The 14,050-nt window shown below is 59.2% G+C and carries 14 protein-coding genes, 1 tRNA gene and 1 pseudogene; all 16 read right to left on the bottom strand.

Features of this window, described 5'->3' with window-relative positions:
• Positions 1 to 16: 16 nt before the first annotated feature.
• Positions 17 to 1,729, bottom strand: coding sequence for a ShlB/FhaC/HecB family hemolysin secretion/activation protein (locus PSH76_RS04545; RefSeq protein ID WP_305493633.1), 1,713 nt, complete (start codon positions 1,727 to 1,729; stop codon positions 17 to 19).
• A gap of 400 nt (positions 1,730 to 2,129) precedes the next feature.
• A tRNA-Lys gene (locus tag PSH76_RS04540) sits at positions 2,130 to 2,205 on the bottom strand.
• A 123-nt stretch (positions 2,206 to 2,328) separates the two neighbouring features.
• Positions 2,329 to 2,976: a 7-carboxy-7-deazaguanine synthase QueE gene (queE, locus tag PSH76_RS04535; protein ID WP_005790893.1), complete on the bottom strand. Its 648-nt coding sequence runs from the start codon at positions 2,974 to 2,976 to the stop codon at positions 2,329 to 2,331.
• Positions 2,977 to 3,139: 163 nt separating this feature from the next.
• Positions 3,140 to 3,970 (bottom strand): tol-pal system protein YbgF, encoded by an 831-nt coding sequence (gene ybgF / locus PSH76_RS04530; RefSeq protein WP_032895511.1) that lies wholly within the window; start codon positions 3,968 to 3,970, stop codon positions 3,140 to 3,142.
• A 6-nt stretch (positions 3,971 to 3,976) separates the two neighbouring features.
• On the bottom strand, positions 3,977 to 4,477 hold the full coding sequence (pal, locus tag PSH76_RS04525) for a peptidoglycan-associated lipoprotein Pal (protein WP_003193861.1): 501 nt from the start codon (positions 4,475 to 4,477) through the stop codon (positions 3,977 to 3,979).
• Positions 4,478 to 4,532: 55 nt separating this feature from the next.
• Positions 4,533 to 5,813, bottom strand: a complete 1,281-nt coding sequence (gene tolB, locus PSH76_RS04520; protein ID WP_032874245.1) for a Tol-Pal system beta propeller repeat protein TolB — start codon at positions 5,811 to 5,813, stop codon at positions 4,533 to 4,535.
• A 17-nt stretch (positions 5,814 to 5,830) separates the two neighbouring features.
• Positions 5,831 to 6,904, bottom strand: coding sequence for a cell envelope integrity protein TolA (tolA, locus tag PSH76_RS04515; protein WP_003193863.1), 1,074 nt, complete (start codon positions 6,902 to 6,904; stop codon positions 5,831 to 5,833).
• Complete coding sequence (gene tolR / locus PSH76_RS04510; RefSeq protein WP_161793227.1) at positions 6,904 to 7,356, bottom strand: protein TolR; 453 nt, start codon at positions 7,354 to 7,356, stop codon at positions 6,904 to 6,906. Before tolR ends, tolA begins: the two co-directional genes overlap by 1 nt.
• Positions 7,357 to 7,379: 23 nt before the next feature.
• Positions 7,380 to 8,075 (bottom strand): protein TolQ, encoded by a 696-nt coding sequence (gene tolQ, locus PSH76_RS04505; RefSeq protein ID WP_003193865.1) that lies wholly within the window; start codon positions 8,073 to 8,075, stop codon positions 7,380 to 7,382.
• Position 8,076: 1 nt separating this feature from the next.
• Positions 8,077 to 8,532: a tol-pal system-associated acyl-CoA thioesterase gene (gene ybgC / locus PSH76_RS04500; protein WP_003193866.1), complete on the bottom strand. Its 456-nt coding sequence runs from the start codon at positions 8,530 to 8,532 to the stop codon at positions 8,077 to 8,079.
• A gap of 238 nt (positions 8,533 to 8,770) precedes the next feature.
• Positions 8,771 to 9,829 (bottom strand): Holliday junction branch migration DNA helicase RuvB, encoded by a 1,059-nt coding sequence (ruvB, locus tag PSH76_RS04490; protein WP_305493632.1) that lies wholly within the window; start codon positions 9,827 to 9,829, stop codon positions 8,771 to 8,773.
• Positions 9,830 to 10,441, bottom strand: coding sequence for a Holliday junction branch migration protein RuvA (gene ruvA, locus PSH76_RS04485; RefSeq protein WP_003193868.1), 612 nt, complete (start codon positions 10,439 to 10,441; stop codon positions 9,830 to 9,832).
• Between the two features lie 70 nt (positions 10,442 to 10,511).
• Positions 10,512 to 11,036, bottom strand: a complete 525-nt coding sequence (gene ruvC, locus PSH76_RS04480; protein WP_019821257.1) for a crossover junction endodeoxyribonuclease RuvC — start codon at positions 11,034 to 11,036, stop codon at positions 10,512 to 10,514.
• A 46-nt stretch (positions 11,037 to 11,082) separates the two neighbouring features.
• A pseudogene (locus PSH76_RS04475) lies at positions 11,083 to 11,199 on the bottom strand (outer membrane lipoprotein carrier protein LolA); the annotation flags it as partial.
• Positions 11,196 to 11,942 carry a YebC/PmpR family DNA-binding transcriptional regulator gene (locus PSH76_RS04470; RefSeq protein WP_003193870.1) on the bottom strand — a complete coding sequence of 249 codons (747 nt, stop codon included), beginning with the start codon at positions 11,940 to 11,942 and terminating at the stop codon, positions 11,196 to 11,198. The gene PSH76_RS04470 and the pseudogene PSH76_RS04475, both read right to left, overlap by 4 nt.
• A 305-nt stretch (positions 11,943 to 12,247) precedes the next feature.
• On the bottom strand, positions 12,248 to 14,023 hold the full coding sequence (aspS, locus tag PSH76_RS04465) for an aspartate--tRNA ligase (RefSeq protein ID WP_032895509.1): 1,776 nt from the start codon (positions 14,021 to 14,023) through the stop codon (positions 12,248 to 12,250).
• Positions 14,024 to 14,050: the final 27 nt, after the last annotated feature.

The raw sequence follows: 14,050 nt of genomic DNA, 5'->3' as shown, positions 1-14,050 counted from the left end.
GCAACTGGGCGTTGAATTACAGGAAGAAATCCAGGCGGAAGTAGATCGGCGCTTCGCGCTCAAGCAGCGCGGCCGGTCGTTCCAGGGAGTGGGCAAAGGTCACGCTGGTGCTTACGTGTTGGCCGCGGGCGAACAGCTCAAGTGAGTTGCTGGAGACCCGGCCGTGTACTTCGCCGTTGTAGCGACCATTGCGGATCACGCCCTGGTCGTAACCGACGCTGGCGCCGTACTCACCGAACACCGGGCGCAGCCAACCGAGGGTCACCGGGCGGCTCCAGCGCAGGTCATTGCGCCAGTAACCGCCGCTGTCGCCGGTCAGTTGCTGATCTTTGTAGCCGCGAACCGAGGCTGAGCCACCGAGGCTCATGCGCTGGGGGCTGAACAGTACGTCTTCGCTGCGCTGCCCGGTGGCCAGGCTGGTGAAACTGAACGACTCGCCCCACAGCGTGAACGGTTGCAGGTAGCTGACAGTGGCGGTGTATTTGCGGTAGCGCGCATCCGGCACGCCAGGCAGGGGGTTGTGATTGCCTTGGGCGTCGAAGGCGCCGGTGCCGTTTTGCATGCCTAGATCGACGTTGACGAACGCGCTGCCGATACGACGACCGTGGTTGATGCCCAGTTGCAGTTCACTGAGGCGATTGCTGCTCTCTTTGAGGCGGCTGCTTTCGATGTAGTTGTTGGTGCGCAGGTGCGACAGGCCGACATTGAGCGAGGTTTTGCTCACGGCGTCACGGTGGATCACCCGCTCAGCACGCAGTTGATGGTTTTCACTATCACCGGTTTGCTTGAAGTCGAAACCATCGCCCTGGACGACCGAACGGTAATCGCTCTGGTTGTAGCTGTAGCTGAAGTTCCACCAGCCCCAGGGCACGTTGTAGTAGAGCATCGCGTTCTTGGAGGTTTTCTGGTGGTCACTGATGGCGTCGTGGCCGCCGCGCAGAATCAGTTGGTCGGCCAGGCCCAGCGGGCTGTCCCATTCAAAGCCGGTGCCCCACTGCTGTTCGCCGGTGCTTTTCTGGCCATCGTTGTTGCGCGACAGGCTGGCGCGCCAGTGCTTCTGCGGGTTGTTTTTGACCAGCACCGAACTGCCGCCCACGGCATCGCCTGGGGTCAGTTCCATTTGGGCTTGGTTGGAGGGCAAGCGGTTGAGCTGGTCGACGGCCTGCTCGATTTCTCGCAGGTTCAATATCTCACCGCTTTTGCCGGGGAAGGCCATGGCCAGCTCGCGGTCCGACAGTTTGCTGTTGTCAGCGCCCTTTAGGCCTTCGAGTTTGCCTTCCACCACCAGCACTTGCAGATGCCCCTTGGACATATCTTGCTGGGGCAAGTAAGCGCGGCTGGTGACCAGGCCTTTGTCGATGTAGAAGTCGGTGAGGTCTTTGAGCAAGGCGTTGAGTTGTGAAACGCCCAGGCATTGATTGGTGTACGGCTTGAGCAGACGCTCGCGCTGAGTGACAGGCAGGTGCTCGGCACCTTGCAGTTCAATGGTCTGGATCGGAAAGCAACGGCTGTCCACCGGGGCCGCCGGCGCTTCGGGCCTGGCCTCTTTGCCGGGCAGCTCTTTGAGCTGTTCCAGGCGCCGCTGCTGATCTTCCAACAGGCGGTTTTGCCGCTCGCGGATCAGGTCCTGATCACCCGGGAGGGTTGCCGCCATCACGTTGTGGGAAACGAGGCAGGCAAGCAGGGCAATACTCAGTGAATACCGAGTCCGTGGCAGTTGGGAAGACATGTTCGATCCATCGAATTTACGAAGGGTGGCAAACTAACATCGTCCGCCCCTCACGCCAATAAACCGACTGCACTTTAGGAAATGTCTTAAAAAATTCGTAAGCAGCTGACACATAAGAAAAAACAACAAAACAGGAAAGAATTTCGTTTGGAGTTCTGAGCTGGTTTCCGACCAGCGGTATCAGGTTTGATACACATGAGGGCGCACACGAACGACCGGACTCTTCGGTCAGCACCGGTTCGCGTATGAATATTTGAATTTAAGGAATGCTTTTTGGACGGCGACAGAATCTGAGCAAGGGATGACTCAGCGTCGACTCGGACCTGCCAAATGACAGGCAAAAAAAAACCCGGAAATCCTCACTTACGTGGGCCTTCCGGATTTTCTAAACCGCCAAAAATGGTGGGTCGTGTGGGATTCGAACCTACGACCAATTGGTTAAAAGCCAACTGCTCTACCAACTGAGCTAACGACCCGCTGTGTGGTGGCGCGTATAATACTGATTTCTAAGGATTATTCAACACCTTATTTTAAATAAATCAGAAAAAACGCATTTGCACGGTAATTCGGTGGGTAGAACGCCTATCGCAGCCGCCTGATCAGCGCCCTGGCTCGTCGTTCCACAGGTACTTGTGCAGCTGCAATTGCAGGCGCACCGGCAGGTTGTCCGCCACTACCCAGTCCGCCAGCTCCCGGGCGTTCAGGTCGTGATGGCTGGGCGAGAACAGCACCTCGCCCGCACGGCGCTCCAGGCCATACTGGATCAGCTTGGAGGTGGCCCAGTCATAATCGTCACGGGAACAGATAACGAACTTGACCTGATCGTTGGCCGTCAGCAAGTCGATGTTCTCGTAGCGGTTGCGGTGCGCTTCCTTGGAGTCCGGGGTCTTGAGGTCGACGACTCGGCTGACGCGCGGGTCGACCGCAGAGATGTCCAGAGCGCCGCTGGTTTCCAGTGAGACCTCGTAGCCGGCGTCACACAGTTGCTTGAGCAATGGGATGGCGTTGGGTTGCGCCAAGGGCTCGCCGCCCGTCACGCAGACGTAGCGCGGCCGGTAGCCGGCAACCTGTTCCAGGATGTCGTCGAGGGTGCGCACGGTGCCGCCACTGAAGGCGTAGGCGCTGTCACAGTATTGGCAGCGCAATGGGCAGCCGGTGAGCCGCACAAATACGGTGGGCAGGCCAGCAGTGCGCGTTTCACCCTGCAACGAGTAAAAGACTTCGGTAATACGTAATGTGTCTTGCATAGTCGCCACGGGCGTAACAGCTAAACAGGCTGTCCGCCTCCGTCAGGCACTTCAAGGGATTGCGCCAACGCGTCAACCCCAGGAAGCGTGTTTCATAAAAGGGCGTGGATTCTAACGAAAAAACCCGCGACAAGCGCGGGTTTCTTCTAAACGGCTGCATCGCTTACAAGCGTTGCAGGTCCCGTTGGGCCAACTGAGCCGCGGAGGTACCCGGGTACTGGGCAACCACCTGCTGCAGAATGCCTTTGACCTTGTCGGTATGACCCAGGCGGCGTTCTACGTCAGCGAGTTTGTACAGCGAATCCGGAACCTTGGCGTGCTTGGGGTACAGCTGGCTGACCTTGGCAAAAGCCTGGCCCGCCGCTTGCAAATCACCCTTTGCCAGGTTGACCTCACCCAACCAGTACTGGGCATTGCCCGCGTATTGGCTGTTAGGGTATTTGCGCAGGAAAGCGGTAAAAGCCTGGCTGGCTTTATCGAAGTCCTTGGCCTTGATCAGGTCGAAGGCTGCATCGTAATACAGTTTTTCCTTCGCTGGATCACCCGGCTCGCTGCTGGCAGCAGGGGCGGCAGCAGCGACCCCCGCTGCGGCGCCACCGGCAGCGGCACTGGGTGCGCCACCGGCAGAAGAATTATCAGGAGTAGCGGCAGGTGCAACACCGGCTCCAATACGACGATCAAGATCCTGGTATCGCTCCAGGCCTTCTTGCTTCAGCTGACGCACTTCATTTTGCAGAACTTCAATGGTGCCTTGTTGCTGCGCCAATTGATCCTGCATGCGTTGCAGCTGGTTGAACAGCTCGCCCTGTGCCGAGGGAGCGGACGTAGCCGCTCCCCCCGCATAGGCGCCGTTCGTGCCATAACCTGCTGGCGGATAACTGCTCCCGCTATTGTTATAGCCTGAGTTGCTATCCGTTACAGGAACCGCAGCCCACACCGCAAGCGGTGCGAAGCTGAGAGCCAATACAGTTAGAGCACGACGGCACGTTCGCATGACGAATTACTTACGCAGTTCGACGCGACGGTTCTGAGCCCACGACTGTTCGTCGTTGCCAGTTGCAACTGGACGCTCTTTACCGTAGGAAACCAGTTCCAGTTGGCCTGGAGCAACACCTTGCAGTACCAGGTAGCGCTGAACGGCTTTCGCACGACGCTCGCCCAGAGCCATGTTGTACTCACGAGTACCACGGGCGTCAGTGTTACCTTCCAGAACAACGCGAGCGCCGTTAGCTTTCAGGTCCTTGGCGTGAACGTCCAGAGCGCGCATGGCTTCTGGCTTCAGGTCCGAACTGTCGTATTCGAAGTAGAAAGTGGTGATAGCGCGCAGAGCAGCTTCTTCGCTCAGGGAGCCGTCGACCGCACCAGTGTTGGCGCCGTAACCAGCGTTTGGATCAACAGCTGCGCCTTCACCGGCATTGTCGCCGCCTTTAGAGGAGCAACCAACGGCTACGGACAGAGCCAGAGCCAGAGCAGCAAACTTACCAAACTTCAGCATTTCCATCGTGAAACTCCTAATGAACCCCAGTGTGTTAAGTACTTCTTTTTGTAGCGCCGCGTCAGTTCAGGTAAGGGGACCAGGATGGTTCTCTGACTTCGCCTTGTGCGGTAGGAAGTGGGAGCCTTACGCGTCCATTGATGGACACGAGCATCAAGACTCCCCGGCCCTGCTGGCGGGTGGCGTAGATTACCATGGTGCCGTTGGGCGCAACAGTGGCTGACTCATCAAGGTTGGTATCTGTAAGGATTTTTACGGTTCCGCGCTGCAAATCCTGGGCCGCAACCCGGAAATTAGTGAAACCATCCTGACGGTGAATCATCACCAACGTCTTTTCATCGGCCGAAAGCTTGGGGTTGGCGTTGTAGTTACCAATAAAGGTCACACGTTCCGCACCGCCGCCGTTCACATTTGCCTTGTAGACCTGAGGCTTGCCGCCACGGTCGGAGGTGAAGTAGATGGTCGAACCATCCTTACCCCAGAACGGTTCGGTGTTGATGCCCGGGCCGCTGGTCACACGCGAGAGCTGACGCGAGGCCATGTTCATCACGTAGATATCCGGGTTGCCGTCCTTGGACAGCACGAAAGCCAGGCGCGAACCGTCCGGCGACCAGGCTGGCGCACCGTTGAGGCCTTCGAAGTTGGTGATCTGCTCACGACGGCCAGTATCGATGTGCTGCACAAAAATGCGCGGGCGACGCTGTTCGAACGATACGTAGGCAATACGCTTGCCGTCTGGCGCAAAACGCGGCGACAGGATTGGCTCACGGGACTGCAGCAAGGTCACTGCACGTGCACCGTCGTAGTCCGAACGCTGCAGGGTGTAGCGGGTGTTGTCTACAGAGAAACGCTCAGCCGTGACATACAGCAGGCGCGTCGAGAACGCCCCTTTGATACCGGTGAGTTTTTCAAACGACTGGTCCGAGATGTAGTGGGCCATGTCGCGCAATTGCTCGGCGGTACCCGATACGCTGCCGGTCAGAACCTGCTGCTCGGTGGCCACGTTGAACAACGTGTACTGGATCTGCAGGCGACCGCCGGCCGGCGTGATGCTGCCGACCATCAGGTATTGGGCACCCACCGCCTTCCAGTCACGGAAGATGACTTCGCTGGCCTGGGTTGGCTGGCTGATCATGTTGCCTTTTGGAATCGGCGCGTAGTAACCGGAGTTACGCAGGTCGTCGCTGACGATCTGGGCCATGTCGTCCGGCAGCACGCTGCCGCCCTGCCAACCGAACGGCACGACTGCAATCGGGGTGGCCCGATCACTGCCGCTGGTTACCAGGATGTTCTTTTCATCTGCCGCCGCTATCCCTGCCATACAGCAAATAACGACAAGCATTCCTCGAAGAAGGTTTCTCACAAGGCTAGATCCTCAGGTGTGAATGTCATCTTGAATGAACGATAGGGAGCGAAGTCACTTGGTTTCATTCCCTGCATCTCGGTCAACCGGCCAATGTTCTTGACCGCGGCAACCGCCGAACTGTCGAACGAACCGTCACCACTGGACTTGGCCACGCTGACCGAAGTCACCGTACCGTCCGGCAACATGCCGATCTGCAGCACTACTGTCATGCCTTTACGTGCCGAAGGTGGACGTGTCCAACCTTCTGCTGCCCTCGCCCGTATCAGGTCGTCGAAACTGCCCGCGACTTCATCGCCACGCTCATCGGCCAAGGCTTGCTGACGCTGCGGCGTGTCGGAAAGCAAATCTGCCAGGGCCTGGGCCTTTTTCTCTTCGGCGGATTTGCGCGCTGCTTCCTGGGCCTTCTTCTTGGAGGCGTCGGCGGCAGCTTTCTTCTTCGCTTCGTCGGCGACTTTCTTCTTCGCCTCGTCTGCTTCAGCTTTTTTCTTGGCGTCTTCGGCGGCTTTCTTCTTCGCGTCTTCGACGATCTTTTTCTTGGCTTCTTCAGCGGCCTTTTTCTTGGCCTCTTCTTCGGCAGCCTTCTTGGCTTCTTCTTCCGATTTCTTCTTGGCTATATCAGCCAATTGTTTCTCTTCGGCCTTTTTCGCTTCGGCAGCTTTCTCGGCTTTCTTGGCTTCATCAGCCTTTTTCGCCTCGTCGGCCTTCTTGGCTTCGTCAGCCTTTTTCGATTCCTCGGCCTTTTGAGCCGCCTCTTCTTTCTTTTGTTCCGCAGCAGCCTTCACCGCTTCCTGCTCGACCTTCTTCTGTTCCATCTGCTCGACTTCAGTCTGGCGCGCGGCCGACTTCTGGGCCTCACCCGCAATCTTCTGATTGGTCTGGGTGGTGGCCTGGCTTTTCGATTTCAGCTGATACAGGGTCGCCTGCACGATCGGCTTGGCTGGCGGCAGGTCCGGCGTCATGGCAAAGCTGACGAACAGCATGCCGAACACCAGGACGTGCAGGGCAATTGCCCACACGCCAGGCCAGAAGTAGCTTTCCGAGGCGGACGGCTCTCGCTGTTGCTGCATCAGGGCGCCTCGGTAATCAAGCCAACGTTACCGACGCCGGCCTTCTGCAGCCCGCCCATGGCACCCATGACGGAGCCGTAGTCGACCGATTTGTCGCCCCGGATAAACACCTGGGTGTGCTTGCCGCCTTCGTTGCCGGAGCGAATGATCTTGGTCACCGCATCGGTCATGGCCGGCAAGGTCAGGGCCTTGTCCTGCTGCTTTTGCGTGTCGACTTCGCTGCCAAGGTTCCAGTAATAGGTCTTGTCAGCCTTGATCGAAATGGTCAGGACCTGAGTGTTGTTGTCCTGCGGCAAGGCTTCACTGGAAACCTTGGGCAGATCAACCTTCACGCCCTGGTTGAGCATCGGCGCGGTCACCATGAAGATCACCAGCAGTACCAGCATCACGTCGATGTAGGGCACTACGTTCATCTCGGCGACCGGCTTGCGCTTTTTGCGAGCTCGAGCGATTAAAGCCATTGGGAATTACCTGCTTATTCTTCGCTGGTGTGCACTTTACGGTGCAGGATCGCCTGGAATTCATCGGCGAAGGTGTAGTAACGGCCGATCAAGGTTTCGCTGGTGGCGGCAAAACGGTTGTAGGCGATTACTGCGGGGATAGCGGCGAACAGGCCGATCGCGGTGGCGATCAGGGCTTCGGCAATACCCGGGGCCACGGTGGCCAGCGTGGCTTGCTGCGCCTGGGCCAGGCCGCGGAAGGAGTTCATGATGCCCCATACGGTACCGAACAGGCCGATGTACGGGCTGACGGAACCCACGGTGGCGAGGAACGGCAGGCCCTGCTCAAGTTTCTCTTCTTCGCGGGAGATGGCAACGCGCATGGCACGGGCCACGCCTTCCATCACCGCTTCCGGGTCTACACCAGGCTGCTGGCGCAGACGGGAGAATTCCTTGAAGCCGGCACGGAAGATCTGCTCGACGCCCGAGTCCGGGTCCGGGTTGCTGCCGGCCTGGCGGTACAGCTTGGACAGGTCGATACCCGACCAGAAGCGCTCTTCAAAGCTCTCCAGGGCACGTCGACCGGCACGCAGCATGTTGCTGCGCTGAAAAATCATGACCCAAGAGGTAACCGATGCGGCTACCAGGGTCAGCATGACCAGTTGAACCACAACACTGGCATTGCTGACCAGGCTCCACATGGAGGAATGGTCGACGACGGTAGGTTCCACGCTAAATCTCCTGCTTTGATTGTTGACCCGCGCCGCTCACGGCGGCAAAGGCCGCACGTAGAGTTTCGGGAATGGCCCGAGGTTTCAAGCTGTTGGTGCGCACACACGCCACCAGGAACTGCCCCTCACAGAGCAGCGTTGCATCCGTGGCCCGCCTGACCTGCTGTTTGAAACGCAGGCTGGCACGGTTCAATTCGATGACTTCGGCACTGACCAGCAATTCGTCGTCCAGTCGCGCCGGTGCGTGGTAACGCGCCTCGCTGGAATGCACGACGAATAACAGGTCCTCGCCTACCAGCTCGGACTGGGCAAAACCCAACTCCCGCAGCCGCTCGGTTCGAGCCCGTTCCATGAATTTCAGGTAATTGACGTAATAAACGATGCCGCCGGCATCGGTGTCCTCGTAATAAACGCGACAGCGATGTGCGAACGACTGATCCCCGTTTTGCGCGCGCATACTCTAGTGCTTACTCCTCAGGTTGCCAATTGGCTGGGCAACTGTTTTTTCATTCCTGAACGCTTTCAAATGACGACGCCAGACACTGGGACAGCACAAAGCTCGGATAAATCACCCCACATGACAAATACCCTGTAGGAGCGAGCTCGCTCGCGAAGAACCTGAGCGCGCCACGTATAACCAGACATACCGCATTATCGTTGGCGTTTTTCGCGAGCAAGCTCGCTCCTGCAATTTTTTAATCGTCTACTGCATCGAGGAATTCGTCTACCACGGGCATCTCTCCCAATCGTGACGGAATGTTTAGCCCAAAGTGCAGGTAAGCATGACGCGTCACCACCCTGCCCCGCGGGGTTCGCATGATGTAGCCCTGCTGGATCAGGTAGGGCTCCAGCACATCCTCAATGGTATGGCGTTCTTCACTGATGGCTGCGGCCAGGCTGTCCACGCCGACCGGGCCACCGTCGAATTTCTCGATCATGGTCAAAAGTAGGCGCCGATCCTGGTGATCAAAACCATGCTCGTCCACGTCCAGCAGGTTCAACGCCAGGTCCGCCACCGCCTTGGTGATGTGGCCCTTGGCACGCACTTCGGCAAAATCGCGCACGCGGCGCAGCAAGCGGTTGGCGATGCGTGGCGTACCGCGGGCGCGCCGGGCGATTTCAAAGGCGCCTTCCGGGTCCAGGGGCAGGCCAAGGATACTCGCCGACCGGCTGACAATGGTCGCCAGATCGACGGTGCTATAGAACTCTAGACGTTGAACAATGCCGAAACGGTCTCGCAGCGGGTTGGTCAGCATGCCTGCGCGGGTGGTCGCGCCCACCAGGGTGAATGGCGGCAGGTCGAGCTTGATCGAGCGGGCCGCCGGGCCTTCGCCGATCATGATGTCGAGCTGGAAGTCTTCCATGGCCGGGTACAGCACTTCCTCGACAATCGGCGACAAGCGATGGATTTCGTCGATAAACAGCACGTCATGGGGTTCAAGGTTGGTCAGCAGCGCCGCCAGGTCACCCGGCCGTTCCAGCACCGGACCGGAAGTGGACTTGATCGACACGCCCATTTCCTGGGCGATGATATTGGCCAGGGTGGTCTTGCCCAACCCCGGCGGGCCGAAGATCAAGGTGTGGTCCAGGGACTCACTGCGCCCGCGCGCGGCCTGGATAAACAGCTCCATCTGCTCGCGCACGGTAGGCTGGCCGATGTATTCGGCCAGGCTCAGGGGGCGGATGGCCCGGTCCTGGACTTCTTCACGGTCACGCGGGCCGGTGGCCGCGATCAGACGATCGGCTTCAATCACTTAAATCATTCCCTTCAGGGCACGGCGAATCATGTCTTCAGCGCTCAGGTTCTTGTCCTTGATGGCCGATACGGCCTTGCTGGCTTCCTGGGGCTTGTAGCCCAGGGAGATCAGCGCATTGACCGCATCGCTTTCCGCACTGGCAACCTGGGCCGCCGGCATGTCCGGCTGGTTCGGTACCAGGGCGAACATGCTCGGTACCACCTCCCAGGCTTTGAAGCGGTCCTTGAGCTCGACCAACAAGCGCTCGGCGGTCTTCTTGCCCACCCCCGGCACCTTGGTCAGGGCCGAGGTGTCCTGGGCGGATACGGCACGCACCAATTCATCCACTTCCAGGCTCGACATCAAGGCCAGGGCCAATTTGGGCCCCACGCCATTGAGGCGAATCAGCTCGCGGAAGAAATCGCGGTCGCGCTTGCCGATAAAACCATAGAGTAGTTGCGCGTCTTCGCGCACCACTAAATGGGTGTGCAAGGTTATCGGCTCGCCGACCGACGGCAGGCGATACAGGGTGGTCATGGGCACTTCCAGCTCATAACCCAACCCATTCACATCCAGAATCAGGTGCGGCGGCTGTTTCTCAGCCAGGGTGCCGCGCAAGCGTCCAATCACGGTTCAGATCCTTAAAGCTTGGGGGTCAGTGCAAGGCCTGACCGCAAAAATAACGATTGCGCTGATGCTATCAGAGACGCAGCCGCCCGCCACGACTACGTGCTGCGCCCAAACCATGAGGCAACAGGCTGGAGCGGGTATGGGCATGGCAAATGGCGATGGCCAGGGCGTCCGAGGCGTCGATCTGCGGCTTGGACGTGAGCTTGAGCATGTGCATGACCATCATCTGCACCTGCTCCTTGTTGGCGCCACCGGTGCCGACCACGGCCTGCTTGACCTGGGTCGCGGTGTATTCAGCGATCTCCATGCCCTCCTCGGCACCCGCCACGATGGCAGCGCCACGGGCTTGGCCGAGCTTCAATGCCGAGTCGGCATTCTTGGCCATAAACACTTTTTCGATGCCCATGGTGACCGGGCCATAGGTCTGGATGACTTCACGCACGCCGCGATAAACGATCTGCAGCCGCTCGGCCAGCTCGCCGGCACCGGTGCGGATGCAACCCGAGGCGACATACACACAGCCGCGCGGGGTTTGCTGCACCACGCCAAAACCGGTGATGCGCGAACCGGGGTCGATACCTAGGATTAAAGTCATAACGCCTGCGGGTTTATCAGTTGAGGCGTCAGAAGCGACGCTATTCCACTGTAGGAGCGAGCTTGCTCGCGAAAAACTCGATAGCGACGCGGGGTGTCAGATACCCAGCGTTATCGTTAACGACCTTCGCGAGCAAGCTCGCTCCTACAATGGTGGGTGTCAGGTGAGTTGTTCGGCTACCGATTCCGGGATGTCGGCATTCGAATACACATTCTGCACATCATCCAGGTCTTCAAGCATGTCCAGCAGCTTCAGCACCTTTTGCGCACCGTCCAGGTCCAGTTCGGCACTGGTGGTCGGCAGCATCACGATTTCCGCGTCGGTGCCGTTGAAACCAGCAGCTTCCAGGGCGTTACGCACGGCGTAGAAGCTGGCGAACGAGGTAAACACGTCGATGGAGCCGTCTTCGTTGGTCACGACGTCATCGGCATCCGCTTCCATCGCAGCTTCCATCAGCGCGTCTTCATCTGTGCCCGGTGCGAAGGTGATCTGCCCCTTGCGCTCGAACAGGTAGGCCACCGAACCATCCGTGCCGAGATTACCACCGCACTTGCTGAACGCATGACGTACGGCTGCCGCTGTACGGTTGCGGTTGTCGGTCATGCATTCGACCATCACCGCCACGCCGCCCGGGCCATAGCCTTCGTAGGTCAGCTCGACCATGTCGTCGGTATCGGCCGCACCGGCACCACGGGCCACGGCGCGGTCAATGATGTCGCGGCTCATGTTCGCGCCCAACGCCTTGTCCAGCGCGAGGCGCAGACGCGGGTTGGAGCCCGGATCACCGCCACCCTGGCGGGCCGCGACGGTCAGTTCGCGGATCCACTTGGTGAAGATCTTGCCTTTCTTGGCATCCTGACGCTCTTTGCGGTGCTTGATGTTCGCCCACTTGGAATGGCCAGCCATAACACAACTCCGAAATTCTCTAAAAAACTTATCAATCCCGCCCTTCCGGCGTAATGCCGTTCAGTTAAGCGTATATCGCCCTCTGTAGGAGCGAGCTTGCTCGCGAAAAACGTCAATGATAACGCGTGCTTCCTGATTGAACGCGGCGCCTGTGAGTTTTTCGCGAGCAAGCTCGCTCCTACAAAAAGCCTTAACTGAACGGCATTACGCCCCAGGCGAGATTTCCCTCTTTTAAACGCAAAGGCGCATCCGAAGATGCGCCTTTTTGACTGTCTACCACTTTATCGCGCTTTCACGCAGCAGCCTTACTCAGCCTTCGGCGTCTCGCGCAGACGGATGTGCAGCTCGCGCAAGGCCTTGGCATCCACCACACCCGGCGCCTGGGTCATGACGTCCGCAGCGCTCTGGGTTTTCGGGAAGGCGATCACTTCACGGATCGACTGGGCGCCGGTCATCAGCATCACCAGACGGTCCAGGCCGAACGCCAAGCCACCGTGCGGCGGCGCGCCGTATTTCAGGGCGTCAAGCAGGAAGCCGAATTTCTCTTCCTGTTCCGCTTCGTTGATGCCCAGCAGGCGGAAGACCGCTTGTTGCATCTCTTTGCGGTGGATACGGATCGAACCGCCACCCAGTTCAGTACCGTTGAGCACCATGTCGTAGGCACGGGACAGCGCGCCTGCAGGGTTGGCTTCCAGCTCCTGCGGGGAGCACTTCGGCGCAGTGAACGGGTGGTGCAAAGCGCTGAAGCTGCCGTCGTCGTTCTCTTCGAACATCGGGAAGTCCACAACCCACATCGGTGCCCATTCGCAGGTCAGCAGGTTCAGGTCGTGACCGAGCTTGATACGCAGCGCGCCCAGGGCTTCGCTGACGATCTTGGCCTTGTCGGCGCCGAAGAACACGATGTCACCGTCAACCGCACCAACGCGATCAAGGATCGTGTTCAGGTTGGCTTCAGGGATGTTTTTCACGATCGGCGATTGCAGGCCGTCGACGCCGTTGGCGCGCTCGTTGACCTTGATGTAGGCCAGGCCCTTGGCACCGTAGATGCCGACAAACTTGGTGTAGTCGTCGATCTGCTTGCGCGGCATGCTCGCGCCGCCAGGCACGCGCAGGGCGGCGATACGGCATTTAGGGTCGTTGGCCGGGCCGCTGAACACCTTGAAGTCGACATCCTTGAGCTGGTCGGCCACGTCCACCAGTTCCAGCGGGTTACGCAGGTCTGGCTTGTCGGAACCGTAGCGGCGCATGGCTTCTTCGAAGGTCATGTGCGGGAATTCGCCGAACTCCAGGCCCAGCACTTCCTTGAACAGGTTGCGGATCATTTGTTCGGTCAGGCCCATGATCTCTGTTTCATCGAGGAAGCTGGTCTCGATGTCGATCTGGGTGAATTCCGGCTGGCGGTCAGCGCGCAGGTCTTCGTCACGGAAGCACTTGGCGATCTGGTAGTAACGGTCGAAGCCGGCCACCATCAGCAGTTGCTTGAACAGCTGTGGCGATTGCGGCAAGGCGAAGAAGCTGCCGGCGTGGGTGCGGCTCGGTACCAGGTAGTCACGCGCGCCTTCCGGGGTGGCCCGGGTGAGGATCGGCGTTTCGACGTCCAGGAAGCCATTTTCGTCGAGGAAGCGGCGGATGCTGGTGGTCATGCGCGAACGCAGGCGCAGCTTCTCGGCCATTTCCGGACGACGCAGGTCCAGGAAGCGGTAGCGCAGGCGGGTTTCTTCGCCCACGTCAGAGTATTCGTTGAGTGGGAACGGCGGGGTTTCCGACTCGTTCAGCACTTCCAGCTCATAGCCCAGCACTTCGATGCCGCCGGACGCCATGTTCTTGTTCACGGCACCGGCCGGACGCAGGCGTACCTTGCCGGTGATCTTCACCACGTATTCGCTGCGCACGCGGTCGGCGGCGGCGAAACTCTCGGCGCGGTCCGGGTCGAACACCACCTGGGCCAGACCATCACGGTCACGGATATCGAGGAAGATCACCCCGCCGTGGTCGCGGCGACGGTGAACCCATCCGCAAAGGGTGATTTCCTGACCTTCCAGGGTCTCGTTCAGTTGGCCGCAATAGTGGCTGCGCATCATGGTCGTGGTTTCACTTCTCGTAATTCG

This window comes from Pseudomonas sp. FP215, assembly GCF_030687795.1.
In the GTDB taxonomy this organism is placed as follows: Bacteria; Pseudomonadota; Gammaproteobacteria; order Pseudomonadales; family Pseudomonadaceae; genus Aquipseudomonas; species Aquipseudomonas salmasensis.
The sequence above is the reverse complement of the archived record's forward strand: the minus strand, read 5'-3'. Positions and strand labels throughout refer to the sequence as shown.